Below are 26263 nucleotides of genomic sequence, written 5' to 3' on the forward strand. Positions count from 1 at the left end.
GCGTGCTGCGAATGACCGTTGTCTGCGCTCTTGCCGGGCGCGGCGTCAGCTTCGGTCGGCCCACTGGCTGCGGCTGTGTCCGAGACCGCCGCGGCAGCGTGCTGTGAATGACCGTTCTCTGCACTCTTGCCGGGTGTGGCGTCCGGTTCGGCCGGTTCGTTGGCTGCGGCTGCGTCCGAGGCCGCCGCGGCGGCGTGCTGTGAATGACCATTCTCCGCGCTCTTGCCGGGTGTGGCGTCCGGTTCGGCCGTTCCGCTGACTGCGGCTATATCTGCGGCCGCCGCGGCAGCGTGCTGCGAATGACCGTTCTCTGCACTCTTGCCGGGTGTGGTGTCCGGTTCGGCCGTTCCGCTGACTGCGGCTATATCTGAGGCCGCCGCGGCAGCGTGCTTCGAATGACCATTCTCCGCGCTCTTGCCGGGTGTGGTGTCCGGTTCGGTCGTTCCGCTGGCTGCGGCGGCATCTGCGGCCGTCTCGGCAGCGTGCTGCGAATGACCGTTCTCTTCGCTCTTGCCGGGTGTGGGGTCTGGTTCGGCCGCTCCGCTGGCTGCGGCGGTGTCCGCGGCCGTCTCGTCAGCGTGTTGCGAATGACCATTCTCTGCGCTCTTGCCAGGTGCGGCGCTAGATTGGGCCGGCGCGGCAACTGCCGCTACCGGGGCAAACGCCAAAACTGCAGGTTCAGCGGATGCCGGCGCTTTACCATGATCCGTCGACGAACCGCTGTTGTTGGTATCGAGAGCTTCCTTCTTCGATGTGAGACTGTCTTCGAAAAGGCTTGTTATCTTGGTACCAGCAACTCCGATTGATGAAACGGGAACTGGGGCGCCAGCTGAGTCGTCGCTGTCTTGTTGGGTCGCAGCAGAATCGTCACTTGAACTTATGCGCTTCGCCGAAACGTCGGAATCGCCGCGGTCGCGCCCGAAGTGAAATCTCAAGTCGTCGTCGGCAGGCATGCTCCAGACACCAGCCGCCCCGTCTGCGCTCTCGCTTGCCCCGGCTTGAATAGAGGCATGGGCGGTGTTCGTCGTCAGAAAGTCTGCGTCGCTTGCGATCGACGTGGCATCGATACCATGCAAGGCCGCAGCAACAGCCGTGGCTTGCGAACCGAAGATGGAATCCAAGTCTGCGGCGGAAACAAAACCCTGAATATGAACTTCCTGCAGGCCGGCATCCCCGATGTTCAGGCTGCGATCGGTTGAATTCACATACACGATGGTTTCGTTACGCGCGGGATCGTAAATCCACGCCAGGGTATGGGGCGGCACTGACTGGTTTGCGGACGTCAAGTGCAGGACCGCCAGAGGGCCAAAGGCTGCCAGGTTGATCGTGTTCGCCCACGACGTCGCTTTCGCGGCGCCATCTCTGGCCGCGACCATCGCAGTGTCGGCCAGCACTTCGCTCGAACCAGATGCGTGTGCCGCAGCGTGGGCGCTCTCCAGCCCATAGATCCACGCGCCGGCCAGCATCGTGAAAATACCAAAGCCGGCCTGGCCTTTCGTGGGATTGGAGCCGGGCGGCAGCAGAGCGGATTGCTGCTGCGCTACGGGGCCTGCGATCTGACCATTATCGATCGCTCGCAAGGATGGAGAAATAGAAGGTGGGGGAGTGCTGGATCCAATCGGACCGTCGCTTCTCTGGAGAATGGACGGGACGCTCTGCTGAGCCGCCCCAAACGTTTCCGCTCTTGCTGCCGAGGATGCCCCTTGGCTCGTCTCATCGGCAGGGCCTCTCGGGGAAGCCAGGATCTTCTCGCCGACATCGACGGTGTGCTGGACGATTGCTTGCTTCAGTTTGGACTCAGCGTGCTCGAGCGCTGCGTCGGTATTCCATGCGGTGCTGTCGTCATCCCCCGAGGAGTCCTTCCTGCTCGCTGCCTCGGCGTCGTCCAAGATTGCGAAGGCAAGTGCGGCGAGGAAGAGCGCGCCGAAGCCGGCCGATCGTTGCAACAACGCAATCGTCGCGAGCACGGTCCTGTTATTGACCGCAAGCTTCTGGAATATGTTGTGGAGGTGCACCTTTACCGTGCCGTGGGAAAGGTGCAGTTGCCGCGCAATCTCCTTGTTCGACAGGCCATCGGATACAAGTCGTACAATTTCGCGCTCCCGCTGAGTTAGCAATCCCAGCATCTTTTCCAGCTTGGCGCTGTCGGATTCCTTTCCGGTCGCCGATTGAGCCAGGATCTGCTTCGGTGAGGCGCTGCGCTCCGCGATCATCCTCAGAGATCCCAGCACGACACCGGGATTCTCGGACTTGGAAATTGCACTGCAGGCGCCGGCTGCAAGAGCCGATGCGAGCTCGTCGTCGTTTTCGTAATCGGTGAAGAACACCAGCCGCGTGGCCAGGTTTTCGGTTTTCGCAACTGCGAGAATTTCGGCGACGGTCAGGCGGGGCAGGGAGTCGGAAAGAAGCGCGACGTCCGGCGCGAAATTCCGAACTGCTTCGAGGAAACTTGTCCCATCGCTGCACGATGCGATGATCTCGAAGTCATGCTGCGTCGCAAATAGAGATATGAGCCCCTGCAGGACGATCGGCTGCCGATCAGCGATCACTATCCGGATACAGTGCCGGAATGATCCTTCATCTTTGAACCGCTTGAGCATGAGCTAAACCTCGTCTCGGGGTTCTATGTCCTCCGGCATATGGCTGGGGCCGGGGCGTTCAATTAATATCTTTTTAATGGATTAAAATAGAGGCCTTTTGGCCAATCCTTTTTAACCATTAACCGGGGAGCCGCCTAGTCCTCCATTAGTCATCGCAGGAGTATTATGATGATTTTCAATCGGGCCTTAGTTGCAGGTACGATCTTCGCAGGGGCCGTCTTTTTTGCTGGATGTGCCAACGCAGCGCCCATCGTCAATGTCACTGGCAATCTCGACGTTCAAATCGGCCCGAGCAGTGCGTTGACCGAGCAAAAGATCTATTTCGACGCCGCCCTCTCCACGGACATCACAGGCCATGTCGGCAGTCAGACGGGAACGCCGTTGGTGTCCTTCACCAGCCCGTCCATCGTCGACGCCAAGAACGGCTTCGCCTCGATTGATTTCTCCCAATCGCTGTACCACGACCTCACGATTACGATCGCGAAGGGCTTCACGTTTACCGATGTTGTTTTCGACATTCTGAGCCCTGACCCGTTCACGATCACTGCTTCGAACGGCGGCACTGCCAGCCTTAGCAACCTCAAGAATGGCCTGAACGAATTTACGGCATTCTCGATCAACGGCACCAACCTGACCTTCGTCACTCTTCACTCAGCTACCGGCTTCTCGCAGATCAAGCAGTTCGAGCTGTCGGGCGTGAGTGCCGTTACCGCAGTTCCCGAGCCGACGACTTGGGCGATGATGATCCTGGGCTTCGCCGGCGTGGGCTTCCTGGCGTATCGCCGGCGCTCGGACGGAGCAACACTTCGCATCGTCTGAACGCAGTCCGGCAAGTTTTGGTCATCGGGAAGGCCGCCCTCAGGCGGCTTTCCATGCCAAGAACAGCGAGGGCGCACCGTGGATGAACGAAGCCTGATGGAAATGGCTGTCGATGAGCTTTGGGATCTGCATCAGAGCATCGTGGCCATACTAGCATCGAAACTGGAAAGTCAGAGAACCGAGCTCGACAGGCGGCTGGCTCAGTTGCAGGCAAATGCCGTGCGGGTCCAGGGAAGCGAATATTCCCGGCGTCCCTATCCTGCAGTGACACCAAAGTTCCGCAATCCGGCTCGACCCGACCAAACCTGGAGTGGCCGAGGCAAACGACCACGCTGGGTCACCGAGCTCTTGGATGCAGGCATGAGCATTCGCGATTTTCAGATCCGCGAAGTGGAAGTGACTGCGCCGCACGTCTAAACGGTCGACGTCGAATGGACGCAGGGGAATGGATCAAGATAATCGATCGCAGGAACTGGACCAAATCAGGCTGGCGCTGGCGGTGTTGTCCGTGCAGTTGGACGCATTGGCCGCTCGAAAAGACCGCAACGCCATCGCACCATCTGATGGAGCTGCCGAGGCTGATGAAGTTGCCGGGAAGGTCGACCAAAGCTTTGCTTTGCGAGCCGTGCTTGCCATGAGGCACTGCAGCACGCTGCAGAACGAATACTGATACTTCTGAAATGGCAAAGTCGTGGCGCTCGTCCTGTCTGGCGATGACGACATGTCGGTGAAGATCATGTCCTTCGACCCGTTGGCCGCCGCGGTCGATTGGCTCGATGCCTATCGCGCTGGCGATGTTGAAGCAATTCTGGAGATGTGCGCGGAAAATGCCGTGGTTCATTGTGACTGCGGCGGTGCGAAGACCTTGACCGGCAAGGAAGCCCTCCGCGCACATTGGGTTGACCGTCTCCGGGAAGATCCCGCCTCGGGTCTCGACGATCTTCGACCCTCGCACGACGGAGCAGCGATCTCGTACGTCACGAGCACCGGTGTCATAAGTGCGGTCCTCGTGTTCGACCATGCCGGCAAGATCAAGACCTTCAATTGCGGCCCTTCGCACTAGCGCTCGGGACAACCCAAGCTAAAGCGCTCGTGGCGTCTCGGGGGCTAGCTGACCGGGCGCGGCTCGGCGGGCGCGAGCAGTTCGTCCAGCGCGCCCATCGAGGCCTCGCGAAGCGCGGCGAGCTCGCGCGCTGCATCCTGGCATTCGTGGGGTGACATCGCCGGTGCCGTCAGCTCGATGTCACGGCAGCGTTCGAACAGCCGGACCAGGCCGAGCGCGCTCGCGGCGCTGCCGAGCTGGTGCGCGGATCGCGCAACCTGCTTGTGATCGCCGCTCGAGGCCGCCGCAGTGATGTCGGCGATCAGCCTTTCGCCGGTCTGGTCCAGCAGATCATGAAGCTTGGTGATTTGCGCGGCGCCGAGCAACTCCTTCTGGTCGTCGAGGAAGTAGCGGTCGATCAACGCGCCGGTTTCGAGCGGCGCGTCGGCGGCGCCGTGTTCGGGCTCGTCCTCGATCGCCTCGCGAAGGGCACCGATCAGGATCGGCTTGCCGACGACCTTGGTGATGCCCGCGGCTGTGAGCCGTTCGCGGGTGCCGCGCGACACGTCGGCAGTCACGACGATGATCCGCGGCACCGGCTGCAGCGGGAGCCGTCGAATGCGCGCGGCCGCCTCCACACCATCCATGTCGGGCATGTGCAGATCCATCAGGATGATTTCGAACGCCTGATCGCGGGCAAGCGCGACCGCCTCCGCGCCGTTCCTTGCGATCGCGGCGCGGTGGCCGAGCCGTTGCAGGATCGCTTCGCCGACCTCGCAATTGACCGGATCGTCGTCGACCAGCAGCACGCGAAGCTGCCGCGATGGCAGCGGCAGCGCTCCTTGCGCGATGCCGTTTGCCGCTTGACCGAGCGGAACGAGCAGCGTGAACACGCTGCCGGCGCCCGGCGTGCTCTCCACCGTCAGCTCGCCGCGCATCAAGCGGGTGAGGCGGCGTGCGATCGCAAGTCCGAGGCCGGTGCCGCCGAACCGCCGCGCGATGCTGTCGTCGGCCTGCACGAAGTCTTCAAAAATCCGCTCGTGCATGTCGGGCGCGATGCCGATGCCGGTGTCACGCACGGTGATGCCGAGGCGCAAATGGTCGTCGTGCCGCTCGGCCGTCGCCTTCAGCGCGATCCCACCGCTCGGCGTGAACTTGATGGCGTTGCCGATCAGGTTGAGCAGGATGCGATTGAGCCGCACGGGATCGCCGTGCACGGAGATGTTGACCGTCGCGTCGCGGTCGAGGTCGAAGGTCAGTCCCTTGCCGAAGGCCTGTGGACGCATCAGATCGGCCGCCGTCTCGATCAGCTGGCCGAGGCGGAAGTCGCGCGTCTCCAGCGCCTCAGTGCTGGCTTCCAGGCGCGCATATTCGAGAATGGCGTCGACCAGCGCGATCAGCGTTTCCCCCGACGCCGCCGCGGTCGCGAGGTGGCGGCGCTGCAGCTCACTGAGCTTGCCGTCGTCGAGCAGCTGCAGCACCCCCATGACGCCGTTGAGTGGCGTGCGCAGCTCGTGGCTGACGACGGCAAGGAAGCGCGATTTGGTTTCGTTGGCCGCAACTGCTGCGCTGCGCGCGCGCTCGGCGGCATCGTGCTCGGCAAAGGCGTGATCGCGCGCCTTCTCGAGCTCGGAGGTGCGCTCGATCACCTTGCGCTCGAGTGTCGCGTAGGATTCACGCAAATGCGCGGCCATCCGGTTGAACTGGTCGCCGAGCGCCTCCAGCTCGTCGCCGGTCCGGATCGAAAGCCGCAATTCGAGGTCGCCGCTGCCGATCCGCCGTGCGCCCTGGCTCAACATCTGGATCGGCACCGTCATCCGGCGGCTGATCCAGAGCGACACCAGGGCAGCGAAAGCCAGGAGAAGGATCAGCAGCAGCGTCGACCGTCCGATCGAGGCGTAGATCGGTGCGTAGGCTTCGCTGAGCGGAAGCTCGACGAAGACCAGCCAGCCGAGCGAGGGAACCGTCGCATAGGTCGATAGCACCCGCTGACCCGAAAAATCCTCCTTGACGAGGCCGCCGGAGGGCGGCCCGACGCCGTCGAGCGCGGCGCGCACGTCCGGATGCCCGGAGAGATCGCTCCGTTGCAGCGCCGGCCACAAATCGGGATGCGCGATCAGCACGCCCATGCGATCGACCACATAGGCCTTGCCGGTGTTGCCGACCCTGATCCCGGCGACGAGGTCCCAGATGAACCGCAGATTGACCTCGGCGACGATCACGTTGGGCTCGCGGCCGGCCCCGCGGGTCGCGAGCGTCATGAAGGGCTCGGTGTCGCCGAAGAAGTAGACCGGTCCGTAATAGGCCCGGCTTTCATTGGCGCCGCGGAAGGCAGGCGAGGCGGACAGATCGGCGTTGCTGCCGATCCTGTCCGCGACGCGGCGCGACACGCGCACTCGCTCGCGGCCCTGTGCATCGAGCTCGGTCAGCTCGGCGATCGCGGGCGAGAGGCGCAGCAGGCGAATGGCGTTGAGACGATCGTCTTCGTTGGTCGACAGCTCCGCGGGCAGGCGCGAGAGCCATCTGATCTGGTTTTCGATCTGACCGATGAACTGGCCGATCTGAATGGCTGCGCTCGCGGCCTGCTCGCGTTGGGTCGCCGCGAGAAGCTGCTTCTGCTCGCGATAGGAGAACCAGACGTCGAAGGCGGTGTTGATCGCCAGCGCCGCGAAGGCGAGGGCGACGATCGAGTAGAGATACTTGCGGAACAGCCTGCCCGGAGGCGTCCGCAAATCTCCCTGGTCGGTCGTCTCGTTCACTCGCGGATCTCGTCGGCGCGGGCGAGCAGCGTGAACGGGATCGTCAATCCAAGCGCCTTGGCGACGGTGCGGTTGATCAACAGCTCGTATTTGCGCGGCGATTGCACCGGGAGATCGCCGGCCCTGGTGCCGCGCAGGATGAGATCGACGTAATCGGCCGATCTGACCTCCAACGTCGGCCCGTAGCTCATCAGCCCACCCGCGTCGATGAAGTAGTGGAACGGATAGATCATGGGCACGCGATACTTCGCCGTTGCCGCGATGATCGCCTGGCGGTTCGCCACCAGGAAGCTGTCGACGAGCGAGATCATCGCCGCCTTGGGGGGCTTGGCGAAGCGGCCGATCGTGCCGTCGATTTCGGCGGCCGTGCCGACCGGCGCCTGGACGACGGTCAGGCCCGTAACGCCTGCCTCCTGCTCGATGGAGTCGAGGTAGTAGCGCCCGCCACGAGGGGTGCTCACCGGATTGAACAGGACGCCGATGCGTTCGATATCCGGCACGGCCTCCTTGATCAGCTGGAGCCATTTGCCGCCCATCTCGGCGGTGCTGCTGGTGAAGCCGGTGACGTTGCCGCCGGGGTGCGCGAGGCTTTGAACGAAGCCGTTGCCAATCGGATCGTTGGATGTCGCGAAAACGATCGGGATGGTCTTGGTGGCCGCTATGACGGCCGCAGTTTCGACAGTCGAGCCGGTCAGGATGACGTCCGGCTTGAGATCGATGAGCTCCTGCACCGCGATCTTTATCTTGTCCGGTCCGCCGAAACTGGAGCGGATCTCGAAACGGTAGTTCACCCCTTCGACCCAGCCGCGCTGCCGCAAGCCCGCGATGAGCCCGCCGAGCCGCGTGGTTGCAGCTTCGGTCATGCTCCGCTTGGTCAGCTCGTCGTCGAGCGAGAGGCTGGTGATCGTGGCGACGATTCGCATGCGATCCGGCGTTGAGCCGAGCACAAGGAATCCCGCGGCGGTTGCGCCCGCAAGGCGAATGAAATCCCGGCGGGCGACCGCCGGCACAACGCGGGCAGAAGCGGGCCGTTCAATCATGAAATGTTTCGCAAAAATTGCCTCTGTCTCTGTGCATAACGCGAAAGCCTGGCGACCACAATTGAGGAAAAAAACCGGCCTGTGAATGTTCATTCGCAGCCATGCGCAGCCCGATACCGTATTGCTACGAGAATCGCTGTTTCGATCGATGTCTGCTCCGAGACGCTTTGCATGGCCTTCCGGCATCGCAACATTTTCCGTCTCGGTTGCGGTGACGGATCGGGGAGGCCGATCCAGTAACTGCCGATTTTTGAGCCGTTGTTTCAGGTTTGTTTCGAAGGTCTACGATGCGCAAAATCTACCTCGTCCCGGCCCTTGTCGGCCTTCTCACCAACGTTGCGGCCGGGCCGCTGGCGGCACAAGGCACCCAGCAGGGTGTAGCGCCCAAGCAGAAGGCCGCGCCGGCGCCGAAGGCGGTCGCGGCAGGGGCGTCGCCGGCCGCCGCCGCTCCGGCTGCTGCGGCACCCGCAGCGTCGGGCGAAGCAACCGCCGCTGACGACAAGATCAAGGCAATCGACGGCTTCCGCTCCGCCAGGTTCGGCATGAACGAGACCGACGTGCGCGCGGCGATCACCAAGGACTTCAACCCGAAGGCCGACGCGGTCAAGTCGCAGGACAACCCGTCCGAGCTGACCCACAGCGTGCTGCTCTCTGTTCCGGAACTGCTGCCGAACGGCGGCACCGCCGAGCTCTCCTATGTGTTCGGCTACAAGTCCAAGTCGCTGATCCAGATCGGCGCAGTCTGGTCCAAAGGCACGGATCCGGCACTGACGGCGGAGAAGCTGTTCTCCAACGCCAATATCCTGCGCGCGCACTTCCTCAGCGAAGGGTTCAAGCCCGACTCCATCGCGGTCAACATGCCCGTCAACGGCGGCATCGTGATGTTCCGTGGCAGCGACGCCAAGGATCGTTCGGTGATCCTGTTGCTCCAGGGCACGTTCGAGAACAAGGAGAACAACCAGCGCGTGCTCACGCCGACGAGCCTGCTGCTGTTCTACGTGGCCGATGCCAAGAGCCCCGACGTCTTCAAGCTTCCGCCGGGCCAGTTCTGATCACGGACGATCTCACGCCATTCTCCCACCCGGTTGTGGATCGGCGTCAATGCCGATGAAGAGGATCTGAAATGCGCGGACCATCTGCGAAGCGAGCCAACAACGAGCGGATGCTGCAGGGACTTGCAGGCTTCCGCTCGATGTCGCTGCTCTGCGCCATGCAGATGGTCTTCCTGCCGGTGTTCAGCGTCCGCCTTCAGGCGCAGACGGCGAACGTCATCGTTCCTGACGGACGGACCGGTACGTCGTTGCAGACCTCGGGCAGCGTCACCAACGTTACGACGTCGACGGTCTCGGGCGTCAACGCTTTCAACTCGTTCTCGCAGTTCAGCGTCGGGCAGGGCAACACCGTCAATCTGCAACTGCCGACCGGCACGCAAAACCTCGTCAACATCGTTCGCGATGCGCCGGTCTACGTCAACGGCACGCTGAATTCCTACATGAACGGCGCCATCGGCGGTAACGTCTATTTCGCCGATCCCAAGGGCTTCGTCGTCGGCCGTTCCGGCGCAGTGAATGTCGGCAGCCTCAACGTCTCGACGCCGACGCGCGAGTTTACCGACAGCCTGATCGGCCCGGGCGGGGCGATCAACGGCACGGCGGTCGGCAATCTGATGGCGGGCTCATTCCCGGTCTCGCCGGACGGCAATGTCAGGATCTACGGCCGGATCAACGCCATCGACGGCGTCCGCCTCACCGGGCAGAACGTCCTCGTCGGCGGCGCGAGCCAGCGCGACATCGCCAATCTCGACCACGCTGCGAAGTTCGCCGCCTCCGTCAATTCGAAGGGCCTGCGCAGCGCCAGCGCCATCACCGTGAGCAACGGCTCGATCCATATCGGCGCCGTCAACAACGCCACGGTCAACGGACGTCTGACGGCGCGCAGCAAGACCACGACGCCGAGCACGATTGCGGTCGTGGCCGGCAACAACGCTGAGATCGGCAAGAATGCGAAACTGACGACTGCGAGCAGGACGGGTGATGCGGGTGGCATCCTCGTCAAGGCCGGCAACGACCTGACCGTGAAGAGCGGTGCGGCGATCAGTGCCAGCTCGAAGGCGGGCAATGCGGGCCTGGTCGAGCTCAGCGGAAACGGCGTCATCGATATCGGCAGCGGCGTCTCCATCAACCTCAGCGCGCCGATCGGCAAGGCGGGCACGCTGCTGATCGACCCGACCGATGTGGTCATCGGCGATGCGGGGCAGGGCGACACCGGCGTGACCCTGTCGAACACGTCCGTCGCCAACGCGATCGCGGCGCTGAGCGCCGGTGCGACCTATGTCGTGCAGGCGGACAATTCGATCACGCTCGCCGCGCACGCGCTGATCGATGCCCGCCGTCTCGACGTCAACGGTCATTCGACCGGTAACGCCAACAATGTCGAGCTTGACGCGAAAACGATCAACATCGTCAGCGGCGCGAAAATTCTGGCCCAGGCGGTCAATTCCGGAACAAGCTACACCGACGGCAGCGTCACCCTCGCTGCGACGGCAAGTCAGACCCTGGTGTCCGGCCACGCCTATGCGACCACCGGCATCACGGTTGACGGCATCATCACCGGCGGAAACATCAACATCGGCGCGACCTCGACGGCCGTGTCGAACATGTTGAGCTCGGTGGCCGGAGATTTCGCGATGCTCGGCGAGTCCGTTGCGGGGCTGAACCTCGGCGTCAATGCCGGCTATGTCGCCGCGAGCGCGACGGCCAACGTTGCCATCAACGGTCATGCCAACATTTCCGCGAGCGGTAACGTCCTGATCACCGCGACCGGGTCGGAAACGGCAGCGGATCCGGTGCTTGCCTCCACGATTGGCGGTGGTCTTCCGTTCGGCGCTTCGGCCGTGGTCGGCAACGTCATCGGTAACGTCTCCGCCAACGTCGCAAACGGTGCGACGATCAACGCCGGCGGGTACTTGAACATCACCTCCACCAACGGCGCCACGGTGAACGTTGCTGCAATCGCAGCAACCACCAGCGCGGCCGTGGTGGCAACGTTCGCCTATTCCAACGCCTCGGTGACGACCAACGCCAATGTCGAGACCGGCGCCCACCTGAGTGCGGGAACGGCGAGCGGTTCGGCCGGCGGCCTCGCCATCTACGCGACCAACAACAACAGCTTCTCGACATCTGCGACATCTGTCGCGCTGGATAATCCCGCGCTCAACGGCAATGTCGGCGGCGCGATGGCGATGAGCAACATCAACACCTCGGCCAACGCCACGCTGGGATCATCGCTGGGAACCAGCGCCAATCCGATGACCGGTCCGGTGACGGTCAATGCCGTCTCGAACACCACGTCGAACTCGACCATGGCATCGACCATCACCGGCACGCCCACGCTGATCGCGGGCCTGCAGGGTGTCGCGGCCGTCGGCTCTGCACCGACCAGTATCATCGTGTCGCAGATGACCAGCACGCTGATCACGGCCGATTTGAACCTCAAGGCCTCCGGCGCCCTCACACTCGCCAACAGCACCGAAAACGCCACCGCGGCGATCGCGACCAATCCGAGCGGCAGCGCGCCCTCGATCTACACGACCGGCAACGTCGCGGTGGTCTCCAACGTGACCGACATCGGCGTGCGCAACAATTCGACGACCGCGGCGATCACCTCGAGCCCGATCGACGGCCAGTCCTACGCGATCAGCGCTGCCGTTGCGTGGGGCACCTACACCCACAATTCCAATGCCTATATCGGCGACGGCGTCACGATCAGCGCGCCGAACATCGGCGTCGCCGCAAACACGTCGATGCCGATCACCAACACCTGGACCCAATGGGCCGGGCTCACCGACGTGATCAGCCATCTCAACGGCAGCCTTGGCGTCAGCGGCAACATCATCACCAGCTACGCGAACGCAGGCGCGGATGCTGGCGATACGCTCGGAATTTCCGGTTCGCTGAACAATTTCATCGTCCACAACAACACCACGGCGTGGGTCGCGACCGCCGCAAACCTGACTGCGACCTGCACCGTCGCGTCGTGCGGCAGTGGCGCGTGGACGGCAAATCTCAACAACGGCACCCAGGCCTTCGACGCAACGCTCGCCGTCACGGCGAGCTCCTATACCGCCTCGATCGACGTCGCCGGCAACATCGGCACGTTCGGCTGGATCGGCAATACGTCCGGAGGCTCGTCGTTCGGCGGCTCGCTCAATCTGGTCCAGCTCTCCAACAACACGATCGCCGGTGTTGCCGCCAATGCGACGGTCTCAGCGAGCGACAACATCTCCGTCGAAGCGCTCACCACCGACCAGTTCTTCGGTGTCGCGCCGACGTCGGGCAAGGCGCAGGGTTCGCTGGCACTGAATGGCATTACGTCGATGGCGCTGGTCGACAACACGACCCATGCGTCGATCGGGGCAGGGGCCACGGTTTCGGCGCCGACCGTCAACGTCTATGCCGCGCAGGACCTGTCGATGTTGTCGATTGCCGGCGCGGTCTCGATCGGCGCCAATTCGGCGGTCGGTCTCGCCGTCGCCTATCTCGGCGCGACCGCCGACACGGCGGCCTATATCGGTGACAACAGCAACGATATCCGCGGCGGCGCGTTCAACGTCGATGATCCGTTCTCCGGAACCGGCGGGGGCACCGGCTCGGTCCATGCCGACAATCTGATCATTTCCGCGGCGACGTCGGGGCGTATCACGGCGGCCTCGGTGGCGGCTGCGATCTCGGAGCCGGGCGTGTCCAGCTTCGCGACCAAGGCGCAGGCGGTCACGACGGCCGCAACCGGGGGGACTGCCGGCATTACAGCCGGTGCAAGCCAGGTCTCAGGGAAGTCCGGATCGAGCACCAGCGGTTTCAGCATCGATCTCGCCGGCAGTTCGTCGGTGAGCGACGTCTCGCTCGGCACCAGCGCCTATATCAAGAACGCCGGGACGATCGATAGATACACCACGACGAGCTTGGTGAGCACCAAGACGCTCGTCCAGGCGCTCAACGACACCATCCTGGACAATGGCTCCGGCTCGGCTGCGGCCAACATGGCCGGAAGCGAGGGATCGACCAGCGTAGCCGTCGGCGGCGCCATCGCGTCGGCGATGTCCAGCAACAAGACGCTCGCTTACATCTACAACACCGCGCTGAACAATCAGGATACAGTGAAGGTTATGGCGCTCAACGGCGGCTCGGAGACCGTCGTCGCGCTGGGCATCTCGGGATCGAAGGCCAATTCCGCCTCGTTGTCGGCCTCGGTTGGCATCATCACCGACAGCGCCAATGCCTATATCGAGAACTCGACCATCACGGGCCGGACAGGCGTTGTAAACCGCACCCTCGAGGTCGACGCCTACCAGACCACGAATATCGCGATCGGCGGCGGCGTCCTCTATTTCTCGGGTGGCAAGGCGGGTGTCGGCATCGCGCTGACCTATGCTTCGATCTCTGATCCCACGAGCGGGAAGGCAACCGACGCCCACATCCTCTCGAGCTCGATCTCCAATTACGACACGCTGCAGGTGCTCGCCGACAATGCCAGCGTGATAGCGGCCGGCGCGGCATCGGGCGGCGCATCGACGAACGGCAATTCGCTGACCGGTGCCATCGTGGTCGACGAGATCTCGCCGACCACGACGGCCTATATCGACAGCGGCGCGACGGTCAGCATCAATGTCGGGGGCGTCAGCGTTATCGCCGACAGCGGCGACGTGTCGGCGTTGGACACTGCACTCGGAAATCTGGTCAAGACGTCGAACAACGGGCTCCTCGCGTCGGACACCTGTACGACCCACGGCGGCACCGGAGGGCAGAACTGCGTCGACTTCAGCGGGGCTGCGCTCAATGGAGGTATTGGTCGCGGACCTGGCGGAGGAATCATCTCCGTTGCCGGCGTCATCGAGGCCGCCAAGAACGATATCGGCGCTTCGCTGGTCTACGATACCATCGCGACGACGCATTCGGCCTACATCGCCAACGTGCAGATGACGACGATCGGCCGCGTCAACGTGAGCGCAACTGACTCCTCGTCGATCCAGTCGGTCGCTCTCGGCATCGGCGGAGCCAGCGGGCAGTTCGCCGGTACTGCCTCCCTGACGATCAGCTCGATCACGAACACTGTCTCGGCCAACATCGGCAACAGCCTGTCGAATTCAGTGAATTCGACGGTGTCGGGCGGCAACGTGACGGTCAGCGCTGCCGACAATTCCAGCATCACCGGCTCGGCCGCGGTCGCCGCGATCGCGCCGAGCGGTGGCTCCGCTGCGGGCCTGTCGCTGGTCAACAGCAACATCGCAAACAATGTCAACGCCGGCATCACCGGCACGAAAGTGGCCTCGACCGGCACCGTTGCCGTCGGCGCGAGCTCGAACGCCACCATCTCGACGGTTGCGGTCGGTATTGCGATCTCGTCGCAGGTCGGGCTTGCGGGCTCGGTTGCCACCAATTTGATGGGCACCAACGTCACGGCCAGCATCACAGACAGCGCTGCGCTGGGCACCACAGGCGGCGCTGACGTCAAGGCGAACAACAACGTCGCGGTGATCGCTGGCAATAACGACAATGTGGTCGTGTCCGCCGGTGCGCTCTCGATCTCCAAGGGCCCGGCGGGCGGCGCCGGCTCGATGGTGACGAACCAGATCACCGGCAGCACCTCGGCCTATATCAGCGGACCCAACACCAAGGTCGATGCGCTCGGAACCAGCACCACCGACACGCTGTCGGTCAACAGCGGCACGCTGGCGCATGCGAGCGATCTCAGCGGCTTCCAGGCTCCGACCGACAATACGCCCGACCTGAGCGAGACCCAGGATATTGTGAAGGGCCTCGCCGTGGTCGCGAGCTCGCACCAGGCGGTCGTCACCAACGTCATGACGGTTGCTGCGGGCACTGGCATCTCCATCATGATCAACCCGATCACTTCGGTGCTGAGCGGGTCGACCAAGGCCTACATCGACGGCGCCAGCATCGATACGCGCCTGACCAGTGCCGGTCTGTTGCCGCAGATCGACGTCGCGGCCTCGAGCTTCTCCTATTCCGGCGCGTTCGGCGCCGGCATCGTGCCGCCGACCGGCACCGGCGGCGGCGGCGCGACCGTCATCTCGACGACGATGTCGCGCACCACGATGGCCACAATCACCAACGCGACCGTGGGCAGCCTGTCGTCGACGACGACCGCAACGGCCGGCGCGGTCACGGTGAAGGCCAATGCCGAGCAGGATGCGTCCTCGATCGGCGTCGGCTTTAACACGGGCTCGGTCGCCCTGAACGTCTTCACGGCGACCACCGAGGCCTATGTCGACGGCGGAGGGATGACGGCGTCGTCGCTCACCGTGAATGCCTATGACACCACCGCGATCTACTCGGCCGGCGGCTCGGCGGCCTATGGCAGCCAGGCCGCGGTCTCCGCAGCCTTCCTGGTCCAGGTCTCGGCGAACCGGACCGAGGCTTATGTCGGCGACGAATTTGCCTATCACGGCGGCAGCTCGACCCACACGACCGCGCTCAATCTCAGCGGCGCGCTCGACGTCGAGGCCAACACGGTCGATCGTTTCCAGGCCTATTCGGTCGGGGGCTCGCTCGCGACCGGCTCGGCCGCGATCGCCGGCATGGCGAACATCGAGATCGCCAACAACACCACCATCGCCGGTGTCTACGACACCACGCTGCGCTCGCCGGCGGGTGGTTCGGCCGGCGCGGTTACCGTCGGCGCGAATGAGGACGTCGAGATCAAGGAGATCGCCGGCGCGATCGCGATCGGCGCCAGCGGCTCCGGCGTCGGTATCGGCGCGGCCGCCAACGTGCTCGTCTTCAAGAGCCAGACCACTGCGGAAATCAACAACAGCGACCTGAACTCCTCCGGCGCGATCAATGTCGGCGCGCTCAGCACCAAGGAAGTGTTGTCTTACGCGGTCACCGCGGGCGTTGGCGGCAGCGTCGGCATCGGCGCTGCGGTCGGCGTCATCATCATCGGCGCCAACACGGCCGATGCAGATACGCAGCAGCAGGAAACCGGGCAGCTCGACCAGCGCGACAGCAACGGCCACAACAACGGCACCATCACGGCCGTCAACAACAGCACCAGCAATTCGCACGGCGGCGATGCGGTCGCGAGCGGCACCGCCGGCGATCCGAACAACGCCCACGTCACGTCGACCTACGATGTCAGCACCGTGCTGGCCGGCGGCTCCGACGGTGTCACCGCGCAGATCGCGGGCGGCAGCGTCGCGACCACGCAGCAGGTCAATGTCGCCGCCACCAGCGCCAACGCGACCAAGATGTACCTGCTCGGCGCCGGTTTCGGCAAGAATGTCGGCATCGGTGCCGGCATCGGCTACACCAGTGTCAGCAGCAATGTGACGGCCAATCTGAGTTCGGCGGTCGCCGCGCCGTCCATCATGGTGGCGGCGGTGGTCAAGGACGCCAGCGGCGGTGCCTACGGCGGCCAGACCATCAACACCGAGGCGATCGCGGGCGGAGCCGGACTTTACTTCGGCGCGGATGCCGCGGTGGCGGTCGGCAATGTCTCCAATCACGTGAAGGCCGAGCTCGGCGGCTCCGTGACCGGAACGGGCGGCGCCGGCGTCGCCGTGATGGCGCAGGATTCCACGACCCAAATCGTCTTCACCGGCGGTGTCACCGCCGGCGCCGCGGCGGTCGGCGCCTCGGTCTCGACGGCAAGCCGGTCGAGCACGGTCTCGGCAGATGTGCTGCAGGGGGCCAACATCAACACCTCGACGCTCGGGGTCGGTGCGCAAGGTGCGGGCACCTTGACGACGACCGCAACGGCGCTCGGCGGCGGTATCGTCGCAGGCGTCGGTGCGGACGCCGAGGCCCACGAGAATTCGAGCGTGACCGCCGAGATCGGCGCGGGCGCCACGATCGCGACATCCGCGACCGGGGTTGGCACGCTGGTGTCGGCGTCGATCACGCCCAATTTGTCGAGCAGCGCGATCGGCGTTTCGGTCGGCGGCGGTGCGGTCGGCGTCGCCGTCGCCCAGTCGACGGTCGGGGCCCAGGTCACGGCCGATATCGGCAACGACACCATCTTCTCAGGCGGCGCGGTCTCCGTGGCCGCCATGGCGCTGGTCCCGACAGGCGGCACGACGATCTACGCCTGGGCACTCGCAGGCGGTGGCGGATCGCTGATCGGTGCCCAGGGCAGCTACGCCAAGGCTTCGGAGAACGCGACAGTCAATGCCTATGGCGGGACCGGAATTACGCTTCCCAACGCAAACGTGACCATTGCAGCCGAAAACGACAGCGCCCAGTACGCGGAGGCGACCGGCCTTTCGTCCGGCTTCCTGGCCTTGGGCGCGAGCGTCGCGCAGGTCTCGTCCAGCGCGCACACCTACGCCTATCTCGGGGCGGGCGCGATCACGTCGGCGACCAACACCGGTGTTCTCCGGATCGCCGCGACCGGCGTCGATGTCAACGCCGCAAATGCTGTCGTCGGCGCAGGCGGCACCTATGCTGGTGCCGCGGCGGTGGCGACCACCAGCTCGACTGCGACCACCCAGGCGCGGATGGATGGCAACGGGACAGACAACACGCTCTATTTTGGTGGTCTCAACATCAGCGCCAAGCACACCACGAATTATGGCGCCAGCGGCGATGCCTATCAGGCCTCCACCGCCGGCGTCTCCGGCGGCAGCGCGCAAAACACCGTCACCACGGATACGACCGCCGAGGTCGGTACGCACCTGATCATCAACTCCGCCGGCGGCAACATGGATGTCATCTCCAATGACATCGTCAATCAGGCCGGCGGCGGCGCGCGGTCGGGCTCAGGCGGCATGTTCGCGGGTGCCGCGGCGCTCAGCAATTCGACCGTCACCCAGACCGTCACCACCAATATCGACGCCGGGACCGTCCTGAGCCTCAACGACGATCCGCGGACATCGAGCGCGGTGATCAACATTGAGGCCTACAACACGCTGAATACGAACGACACGGTGAGCCTGGCTACGGCGAGCTTCTTTGCCGGCGGCGGCGCCGAGTCCGACATGATCGCGAACGCCACACTTCAGGTCAACATCAATGCCCGCGAGCTCTTCAGCGCCGGCAAGATCTATGTCGGCACGGCTGCGAAGATGGCGGCGGCCAACAATGCCAACGCCAGCCTCTACGGCGCGATCGCCGGCGTCGGCGCCAGCACCAACACCTGGGTCCACGCCACCCAGGCGGTCAACGTCGGCAACAACGCGAAGGTCGAGGCCTGGGGCGACATCACCATCTACGCCGGTCTCGCGGGCGACGGCAGCGCCTTCAGCAGCGTGCAGGCGACGGCGACCACCGTCGTCTACAACAACACCGTCGTTCCGATCTCCACGCTCTACCGCGGCACGGCCAATGCCGACGACACCACGAGCTTGACGCTCGCCAACACCTCGAGCGTGCTCGGCGTGCAGAACATTTACCTCGGTGCGACACAGGGGCAGGTCACGGCCGCCGGCAACGGCAGCAATTACAATCCGTATCTGGACATCTTCAGCGCCAAGAACAGCGACAACCACAGCCACACCAGCGGAACCGGTGATGTCGCACTCAATGGTCTGGTGGTGGCGGGCATCAACAACGACCTGACCGTCACGATCGAGCTCGGCGCGAGCGCGCCGACCCTGAGCACGACCAGCCCTTACTCCGAGCTGACCCTCGAGTCCGTTTCCGACGTCAATCACTTGAGCCCGGTGATGAGCTGGAACCACCAGGCGGTCCAGTACACCATCGTCGGCAACTTCAATCCCTACCAGCTGGTGGTCAACCAGCTGGCGACGCTGACCGGCCTGACCGCGGCGCAAGTTCGCTCCCAGCTCGCGGCGGCGACGCCCGCGGCGCCTGCCAGCATGTCGCCGTCCGGCACCGATCCGACCGGCGACATCCAGCGCCAGATCGACACGTTGATCAAGCAGGCGCCGTTCACCTCCGACGCGCCCGGCAACGCCTTCGCGTTCGGCGACATGCTGGTGTCCGCCGGCAACGTCTCGATCCTGGCGCAGAAGCTGACCGGAAACAGCGGCTCGAATCCCGCAGCGCCCGCCGTCATCGCGCGCAGCTCGCCCTTGATCAAGATCGAGAACAAGGGCCTCGATTTCATGAGCCTGGGCAACCTTACGGTCACCGATGTGACCGGAGGAAATATCACCTACCGCCAGATCGACCATGTCGACCCGGACTCGCATTCCAATGTGACCTTCACCGCGATGCCGAGCGCGACGCCGGTCATCGACGTCTCGGCCACCTACAACCGTTTGGATCCCGACAGCGGTCAAGGCATCGACCAGAACGGCAACGTGCTGACCCGCACGCCCGACATCTATTTCAACGGCGCCGTCAACAACGCGAACGGCCTGCTCAAGATCATCAATAATCTCGGCAGCGTCGTCGCGTCGGAGTCGCTCAGCGCGGCAACCGTCCAGATCGTGGTGCCCAAAGGCACGTTCACCTTCCTCGGGGGTATCGGGAGCTTCTACGACAGCAGCAGCGCGGTCACCTCGCAATGGGAAACGACCGAGGACCGTCCGACAGACGCGCTGACGGCGGTGATGACGGCGGCGACCTATCTCGGCGCCTACGGCGATTACGCGTCCGCTCCGCATATCGCCTCGGGCGGGGATCATCCGTATTTCTATTATTGCTGCGCCGACGGCGTCCACGGCGTGTATCAGCCGGTCGCCAACGCCGACGCCAGCACGATCTTCACCGCGCGCATGCTGATGACGTACTACGACGGCACCTCGCTCTATTCGTCGATCTTCCTGCCGGTGGGCCATGGCGCGCCCGGCAACGGCAATGAGAACGCCGGCAGCGTTCCTGACATCAATACGCTCAAGATCATCGAGGGGCAGTCGTCGACCTCGACCAATGTCGTGCTCGCGCAGTGGAAGAAAACGACTTATGACGGCCGCAACGTTTACACGGATAGCGGTCCCTACAAGACGCCGTTCAATTGTGCGTCAGCCTGCGACAGCTCGGGCTTCTTCCAGGTCATCAACATCCAGCCGGATGCGATCACGCCGAAGACCGCGGATGCGCCGGCCACCGCGACAGCCACCCGGACCATCACCGGCCAGGCGGTCATCATCTCGGCGTCGGTGATCAACATCAACGGCACCATCCAGGCCGGCTCGAGCAGCAATTACTCGGTCGACATCGGCGCCGCGGCGTATGATGCCATCTATGGCGCCAACGGCCTCAAGAACCGCAATAACGGAGCGGACTTTGCCGCGGCCCAGGCCAATGCGCGGAACGGCGTCTTTTACGACGTATCGGGCTCTGTGACGACGCAGGTCGGCGGCGACACCAAGATCGGGGTGAAGTACAACGCTCTCACTGACCAGCTCGTCATGAACAGCGTGGTGCAGGGCGCGGGCGGCTACGTCTATCTGAACGGCAAGATCATCTCGACCTCGACCGACAACACCCAGACCCAGGGCAACATCGAGATCAAGGGCGGCGCCGGCACGATCAAGGTCAACAACACCAGCGGACTCCAGCTCGTCACCAACACCATCAACACCGGCGCCAGCGCCCAGAGCGTGGTCGAGATCGTCGATCAGCTCCAGAGCAAGACGACGTGGTGGGTCTACGATCCCAAGGCTGCGAGCAACCAGCAAGTGTCGAAGTACGAGGTCAACAGCGTCACCGCGAACGCGTTCGACGCCTCGATGCTTGCAGCTCGGACCGGTACGGCAGGCATCCAGTACGCGACGCAGCAGAACATGCTCTATCAGTGGGTCGACACCGCGACAGTGGAGCGTTCGCCGACCAGCACGCAGTTCGACTACGGCTGGGCGTTCACGCCGGCGGGCTGGACCCGCGCGACCAGCCTGGTTTCGGGCACGCAGAGCAGCAACTACCAGAAGGTGACGACCGCCACCGGCAGCTATCACTGGGCGGCCGGCGTGGACGCGCAGGGCAACATCATTCCGCTCAACACCCACGCCGACAAGTGCTGCGGCGCGGACGCCCAGTTCAACTGGTACCAGGCGATCTATGATCACCTGACGCTCACGCTGACCAACACGGTCAAGGCGTCGAACCCGATCAACATCAAGTTCACCGGTGGCGGGAGCAGCGACGTCGTGGTCAATTCGACCTCCGGCATCGTCATCAACGGGTCGATCAACAACCTTCAGGGCACGACGACGTTCAACGCCACCGGCGCCAACTCGTCCATCACGGTCGCCGCGAACGCCAACAACCCGGTGATCTCGGGCACGAGCGTGACGCTGTCGGCCGATGGCGGCATCGGCACGCTCGGCACCAACAAGGCTCCCGTCCAGGTGCAGATCTATGGCGGCAGCCTGACGGCCAGTTCGATCGACCGCGACATCGCGATCTCTGCGATCGGCTCGCTGTCGATCAACCAGGTGAAGGTGAATTCGGCAGGTGCCACGCCGCAGGGCAGCGTCTTCCTGTCGGCGACCGGCGACATCAATTCGGCCTCCGCCTACAACGTCGCCAACCCCGTCGTGATCGGCAAGAACATCGAGATCAACTCCACCGCCGGGGCGATCGGCGCAACGAGCGCCGTCGTCAACGGCGCCTCCACCCTGACCAACATCAATCCGCTGGTGATCCAGGCGACGGGCACGGTGCAGGCGAGCGGCGCCGTCGACGGCGGCGTTCTCGACAGCAGTTCGGCGACCGGCACCTACATCGTCCAGTCGAAGGGTGATCTGCGCCTCGGCACGGTGCAGTCGACCGGCGGCCCGGTGTTCCTGGAGGCGGCCGGCTCCGACGGCAACCAGGCCAGCATCCTGAACGGCCGGGCGGCCGCCGGTATCACCGCGGCGGAGAGCGCGCATCTCCAGTCGGTCTGGGCCAATCTCGACCTGCTCAACGGCAACCCCGCCACCGCCGCCGTCAACAGCTACCAGTCGATGGTCACGTCGGCCTACAACGACTATTTCCAGCTCAAGAACATCGCCTTCGCGAACGGCAGCACCTACAACCCGACCTCGGTCGGCCTGACGGTGCTGCGGGCGCAGGTGGCGGCCAAGCTCGGCATCGATCCCGCCAACGTCACGACGACGCAGATGCAGGTCGAGGCGACGACGCGGTTCCTGCGGGACCAGTTCCTGCTCGGAAAGATCAACACCGACCAGCTCAAGAGCTCGCTGACGACCTTGCTCGGCGCGGCGCCTGCGGATCCGCTGGCGACCGTGTTCGGCAGTTCGCTGTCGTCGACCCTGTTCGCAAAACTGTTCGACGGCGTGGCGACCTCCGATCAGCGCCTGCCGACCAATACGGCGCTGCAGACGGCACTTGATGTCTACAACGCGCACTACAGCTACACGCTTGCGAGCACCGAGCGGGTCTACGGCGTCATCACCGCGGGCGCGCAGTGGACGCAGAGCCAGCTTGCCTACACGGTCTCGTCGTCGGCCGTCGGTGCGGCACCGCCGCCGATCGATCCGAACGTCGCCGCCAACATCAGCGCGAACCAGATCATGCTCTACGCGCCGCATGGTTCGGTCGGCAATTCGGCTGCGCCGCAGACGTTCACCTTCACCAGCGTCGATTCCTCGCAGCTGACGACGGACCAGCGGGCATTGCTCTCATCGGCCGGTCCCGGCCAGCTCACCGTCGGCGCGGTCACGGACCCGACGACCCACGTCGTGACTTATACGGTCAGCCTGTCGCAGCAGAACCTCGTCGTGCTCGACAACCCGACCGCGATCTCGGCCAACGCGCTATCGAACGTCTATCTTGGCAGCAAGAACAGCCTTACGCTCGGCGGCGTCACCGCGAGCTATGGCCCGATCACGGCGGCGCAGGCCAACGGCATCCAGGTGACCGGCCGCGGCGACGTCAAGCTCGACGCGGTGACCGGCATCACCGCTGCCGCCGGCGTGACCGGCGTGCCCGTGATCTCGGGCGATATCGCCAACCTGACCCTCATTGCTGAGCACGGCAATATCGGCGCACCCGGTACCGCCGGCAGCAATCCTGCCAACAACGCGAATGCAATCCAGATCGCCTTTGCCAACCCGGGCAACGACCAGCTCGACCAGGTCTCGTCCGGACAAGGCATCTATGTGAAGCAGACCACCGGCGACCTCATCCTCGGCAACATCTCGGCCGGCAACGAGATCCAACTGGCCGCGACCGGCAGCATCTATGGCGAGGCCGGCTTTGCCGACCGCAGCGCGATCCACATTCTGGGCACCGACCTCGATCTGCGCGCCGCCGGCAACATCGGCTTCAACGGCTCGACCTTCCAGCCGCTGCAGGTGAATATCTCCGGCGCCGTCACCGGCTCCGCGGGCGGTGACTTCAGCCTTCTCGCAGTCACCGGCGATCTCGCGGTCGGCACCAGCGGTCCCTATGGCGCGCTGACGGCCGGCGGCGCGATGACGCTGAACGTGGCGCGCGGCGCGCTCACCATCAATGCCGATCTCACCAGCGGCGGCTTGATGCAACTCCTCGCCAACCGCGGCATGACCTTTGCGGCCGGCACCAGCGCGGCGCCTGTGGTTGCGACCAGCGCGCCTGACGGGGTGACCCTGGTGGCCGGGACGCTGTCGATGGGCGCCTATTCGGCTATCAACGCGGCCGGCGTGATTTCGGTGACGACCACAGGCGATGCGACGATCGGCCAGCTCAACTCGTCGTTGTCCTACGCCGCGGCCGGCAGCGCGCCGTCGATCATCGTCACCGCCGGTGGCGTCGCTTCGCTCGGCGCGATCATCGACAATGGTGACGGCCAGACCAAGTTCGTCGCGTCCGGCTCGGGCGCCGAAGTCTCGCTGAACGCATCGAACGGCATCGGCAGCACCACGAACCGGCTCGCCCTCAGCGCCGCGCGGCTGTCGGCAAGCACCGCCGACAGCGGAATCTACCTGAAGGCTCTCACCGACATCGAGGCGAGCCTGCTGTCGGCGGCGAAAGGCGACGTCGACATTCTCGGCACCGGCAACCTGACGCTCGACCAGGTGGTGGCGGGCATGGTGACGGGCGCGAGCGGCGGCTTCAGCGCCGTCACCGCCAATGGCGGCATCGTGATCGGGACGGCCAGCACCAGCGGCTCGCAGATGGTCCACGCGAGCCAAAACGTGACGTTCAACGCGCTCGCCGCCACCGGCAATGCCGGCGACGTCGGCAACATCAACGTCACCGCCGACAACGGCTTCATTCTGGCCCAAACGCTCTCGGCCAATGGCTCAGCGACGCTGCTTGCCGCCACGACCATCACCGGCAACACGCTTGCCGCGGCGACCGGCTCGGGCCTGCTGACCGCCGGCGGCCCGGTCAACTGGAACGTCCTCAACGTCGCGACGACGCTGGGGATGACTGCGGGCCAGGGCAGCATCACCTTCCAGACCGCACAGAGCGGCGGCACGCAGACCATCCATGCCCACGACAACGTGACCTTCAACGTGCTGACGACGACGGGCATCAATGGCGATGCCGGCAACATCAACGTCAATGCGGACAACGGCTTCATCCTTGCGCAAACGCTCTCCGCCAATGGCTCGGCGACGCTGCTTGCCGCCACGACCATCACCGGCAACACGCTTGCCGCGGCAACCGGCTCAGGCCTGCTGACCGCCGGCGGCCCGGTCAACTGGAACGTCCTCAACGTCGCGACGACGCTGGGCGCGACCGCGGGCGAGGGCAGCATCACCTTCCAGACCGCACAGAGCGGTGGCACGCAGACCATTCACGCCCACGACAACGTCACCTTCAACGCGCTGACGGCGACTGGCATCAATGGCGATGTCGGCAACATCAACGTCAATGCGGATAACGGTTTCATCCTCGCGCAGACCGTGATGGCCGGCGGCGTGGCGACGCTGGGCTCTGTCTCGGCCAATGGCTCGGCGAGCCTGATCGCCGCGGGCACCAACATGGGGCACAGCCTCACGGCCTCGACCGGCAATGCGCTTCTGAAGGGCTCCGTCGTCACGTGGGACAATCTCAATGTCGGCGGCACGCTCGATATCACTGCGACGGCCGGAGGGATCACCCTCGGTACCGCCATCAGCGGCGGCACGCAGACCCTGCATGCGGTCAACGACATCGTCTTCAGCCAGCTCACCACGACCGGTATCCCGGGCGATGCGGGCAACCTGATCGTCAAGTCCGACACCGGCTCGCTTCGCGGTGGATCAATCTCGGCCAGTGGCGATACCCGTTTCGACGTGGCCGGACCGGTCTCGTTCGACCGGATCAGCGGCGACGTCGTCAGGATGACCTCGTCGGGCGACCTGACCATCAATTGGGTCAGCGTGGTCAGGGAGCTCGACCTCGCTGCCGACACCATCACCGTCCACGGCGAGCAAGTCCGCTCGAATCCGCAGATTCCGCTGGTCCTGAACATTACCGGCTACAATGGCGGTGTCGCGAAGTACGCCAATATCTCGATCGATCCGGACGCCATCATCGTCAACCAGTTCAAGGTGGTCGACGCGAACTTCCTGACCGACGCGCACTCCGTGACGATCCTGAACGGCTACGTGCCGGGCCAGCTCCTACTCACCACGGCGACCGAGCAGGTGCTGCTGAATAACCGCACGCCGGCGCCGAGCAATGGGCCGACGCTCCAGCTCTACCAGCCGGACGGCGTGTTCACGATGAGCCAGGTCGGCAACGCCAATGTCACCAACGCCTATGTGGTGTTCTACACCGGTGATATCTCGGCGAGCGTCACCAATTACGGTTCGAGCCACGACTGCTGCAGCGGCTACACCGGTGCCAGCATGACGCGCAACGTGGCCGTCGATGGCGAAGGCTATGAGAGGATCGACACCTGGCTGGCGCAGAAGAGCGGGGCAGGAACGTTCTACCAGCTCGGTCTCTCCGGCCACGCACGGCTCGACGCATTGCTGTCGCCGCGTCCGGTCGAGACTGTCGGGTCTGGTCCTGCCGTGAACGTTGAAGGGCTCAGCGACATCCGCAAGCTGCGCCGCCAGGGACAGCGCGCGGGTCGCCCGGGCTGGAAGGATGCGGCAATTGGCGCCATGACGAATCCGGCGATGAGTCGCCTCGCGGAGGCGTGGTAGGTCGA

Annotated in this window: 9 protein-coding genes; 6 read left to right on the forward strand and 3 right to left on the reverse strand. The window is 64.5% G+C overall.

The annotated features are described in order from the left end of the window. A partial coding sequence (locus JQ587_RS22040) for a response regulator transcription factor (protein WP_212426682.1) occupies positions 1-2600 on the reverse strand: 2600 nt, incomplete at its 3' end. Between the two features lie 165 nt (positions 2601-2765). Here JQ587_RS22040 and JQ587_RS22045 point away from each other — a divergent pair. From JQ587_RS22045 to JQ587_RS22060, 4 genes are all read left to right on the forward strand, one after another. Continuing rightward, complete coding sequence (locus tag JQ587_RS22045; protein WP_212426683.1) at positions 2766-3419, forward strand: PEPxxWA-CTERM sorting domain-containing protein; 654 nt, start codon at positions 2766-2768, stop codon at positions 3417-3419. Positions 3420-3497: 78 nt separating this feature from the next. Beyond that, entirely contained in the window at positions 3498-3836 is a 339-nt protein-coding gene (locus JQ587_RS22050; RefSeq protein ID WP_212300529.1) for an H-NS histone family protein, read from the forward strand. Between the two features lie 28 nt (positions 3837-3864). Continuing rightward, positions 3865-4089, forward strand: a complete 225-nt coding sequence (locus JQ587_RS22055) for a hypothetical protein (RefSeq protein WP_212300530.1) — start codon at positions 3865-3867, stop codon at positions 4087-4089. A gap of 51 nt (positions 4090-4140) precedes the next feature. Further along, positions 4141-4482 carry a nuclear transport factor 2 family protein gene (locus JQ587_RS22060; RefSeq protein ID WP_249148787.1) on the forward strand — a complete coding sequence of 114 codons (342 nt, stop codon included), beginning with the start codon at positions 4141-4143 and terminating at the stop codon, positions 4480-4482. A gap of 44 nt (positions 4483-4526) precedes the next feature. Here JQ587_RS22060 and JQ587_RS22065 read toward each other — a convergent pair whose 3' ends face one another. Both JQ587_RS22065 and JQ587_RS22070 read right to left on the reverse strand, forming a co-directional pair. Beyond that, on the reverse strand, positions 4527-7220 hold the full coding sequence (locus JQ587_RS22065; protein ID WP_212426684.1) for a hybrid sensor histidine kinase/response regulator: 2694 nt from the start codon (positions 7218-7220) through the stop codon (positions 4527-4529). Then, the gene (locus JQ587_RS22070; RefSeq protein WP_212426685.1) at positions 7217-8260 is read right to left on the reverse strand and encodes an ABC transporter substrate-binding protein; all 1044 of its coding nucleotides are present in this window, start codon (positions 8258-8260) and stop codon (positions 7217-7219) included. Before JQ587_RS22070 ends, JQ587_RS22065 begins: the two co-directional genes overlap by 4 nt. A gap of 287 nt (positions 8261-8547) precedes the next feature. On the opposite strand from JQ587_RS22070, the gene JQ587_RS22075 reads away from it, so the two are divergent. Both JQ587_RS22075 and JQ587_RS22080 read left to right on the forward strand, forming a co-directional pair. Further along, entirely contained in the window at positions 8548-9312 is a 765-nt protein-coding gene (locus JQ587_RS22075; RefSeq protein WP_212426686.1) for a hypothetical protein, read from the forward strand. A gap of 71 nt (positions 9313-9383) precedes the next feature. Next, the gene (locus JQ587_RS22080; protein ID WP_212426687.1) at positions 9384-26258 is read left to right on the forward strand and encodes a leukotoxin LktA family filamentous adhesin; all 16875 of its coding nucleotides are present in this window, start codon (positions 9384-9386) and stop codon (positions 26256-26258) included. Positions 26259-26263: the final 5 nt, after the last annotated feature.

This window comes from Bradyrhizobium manausense (assembly GCF_018130615.1).
Lineage (GTDB): Bacteria > Pseudomonadota > Alphaproteobacteria > Rhizobiales > Xanthobacteraceae > Bradyrhizobium > Bradyrhizobium manausense_A.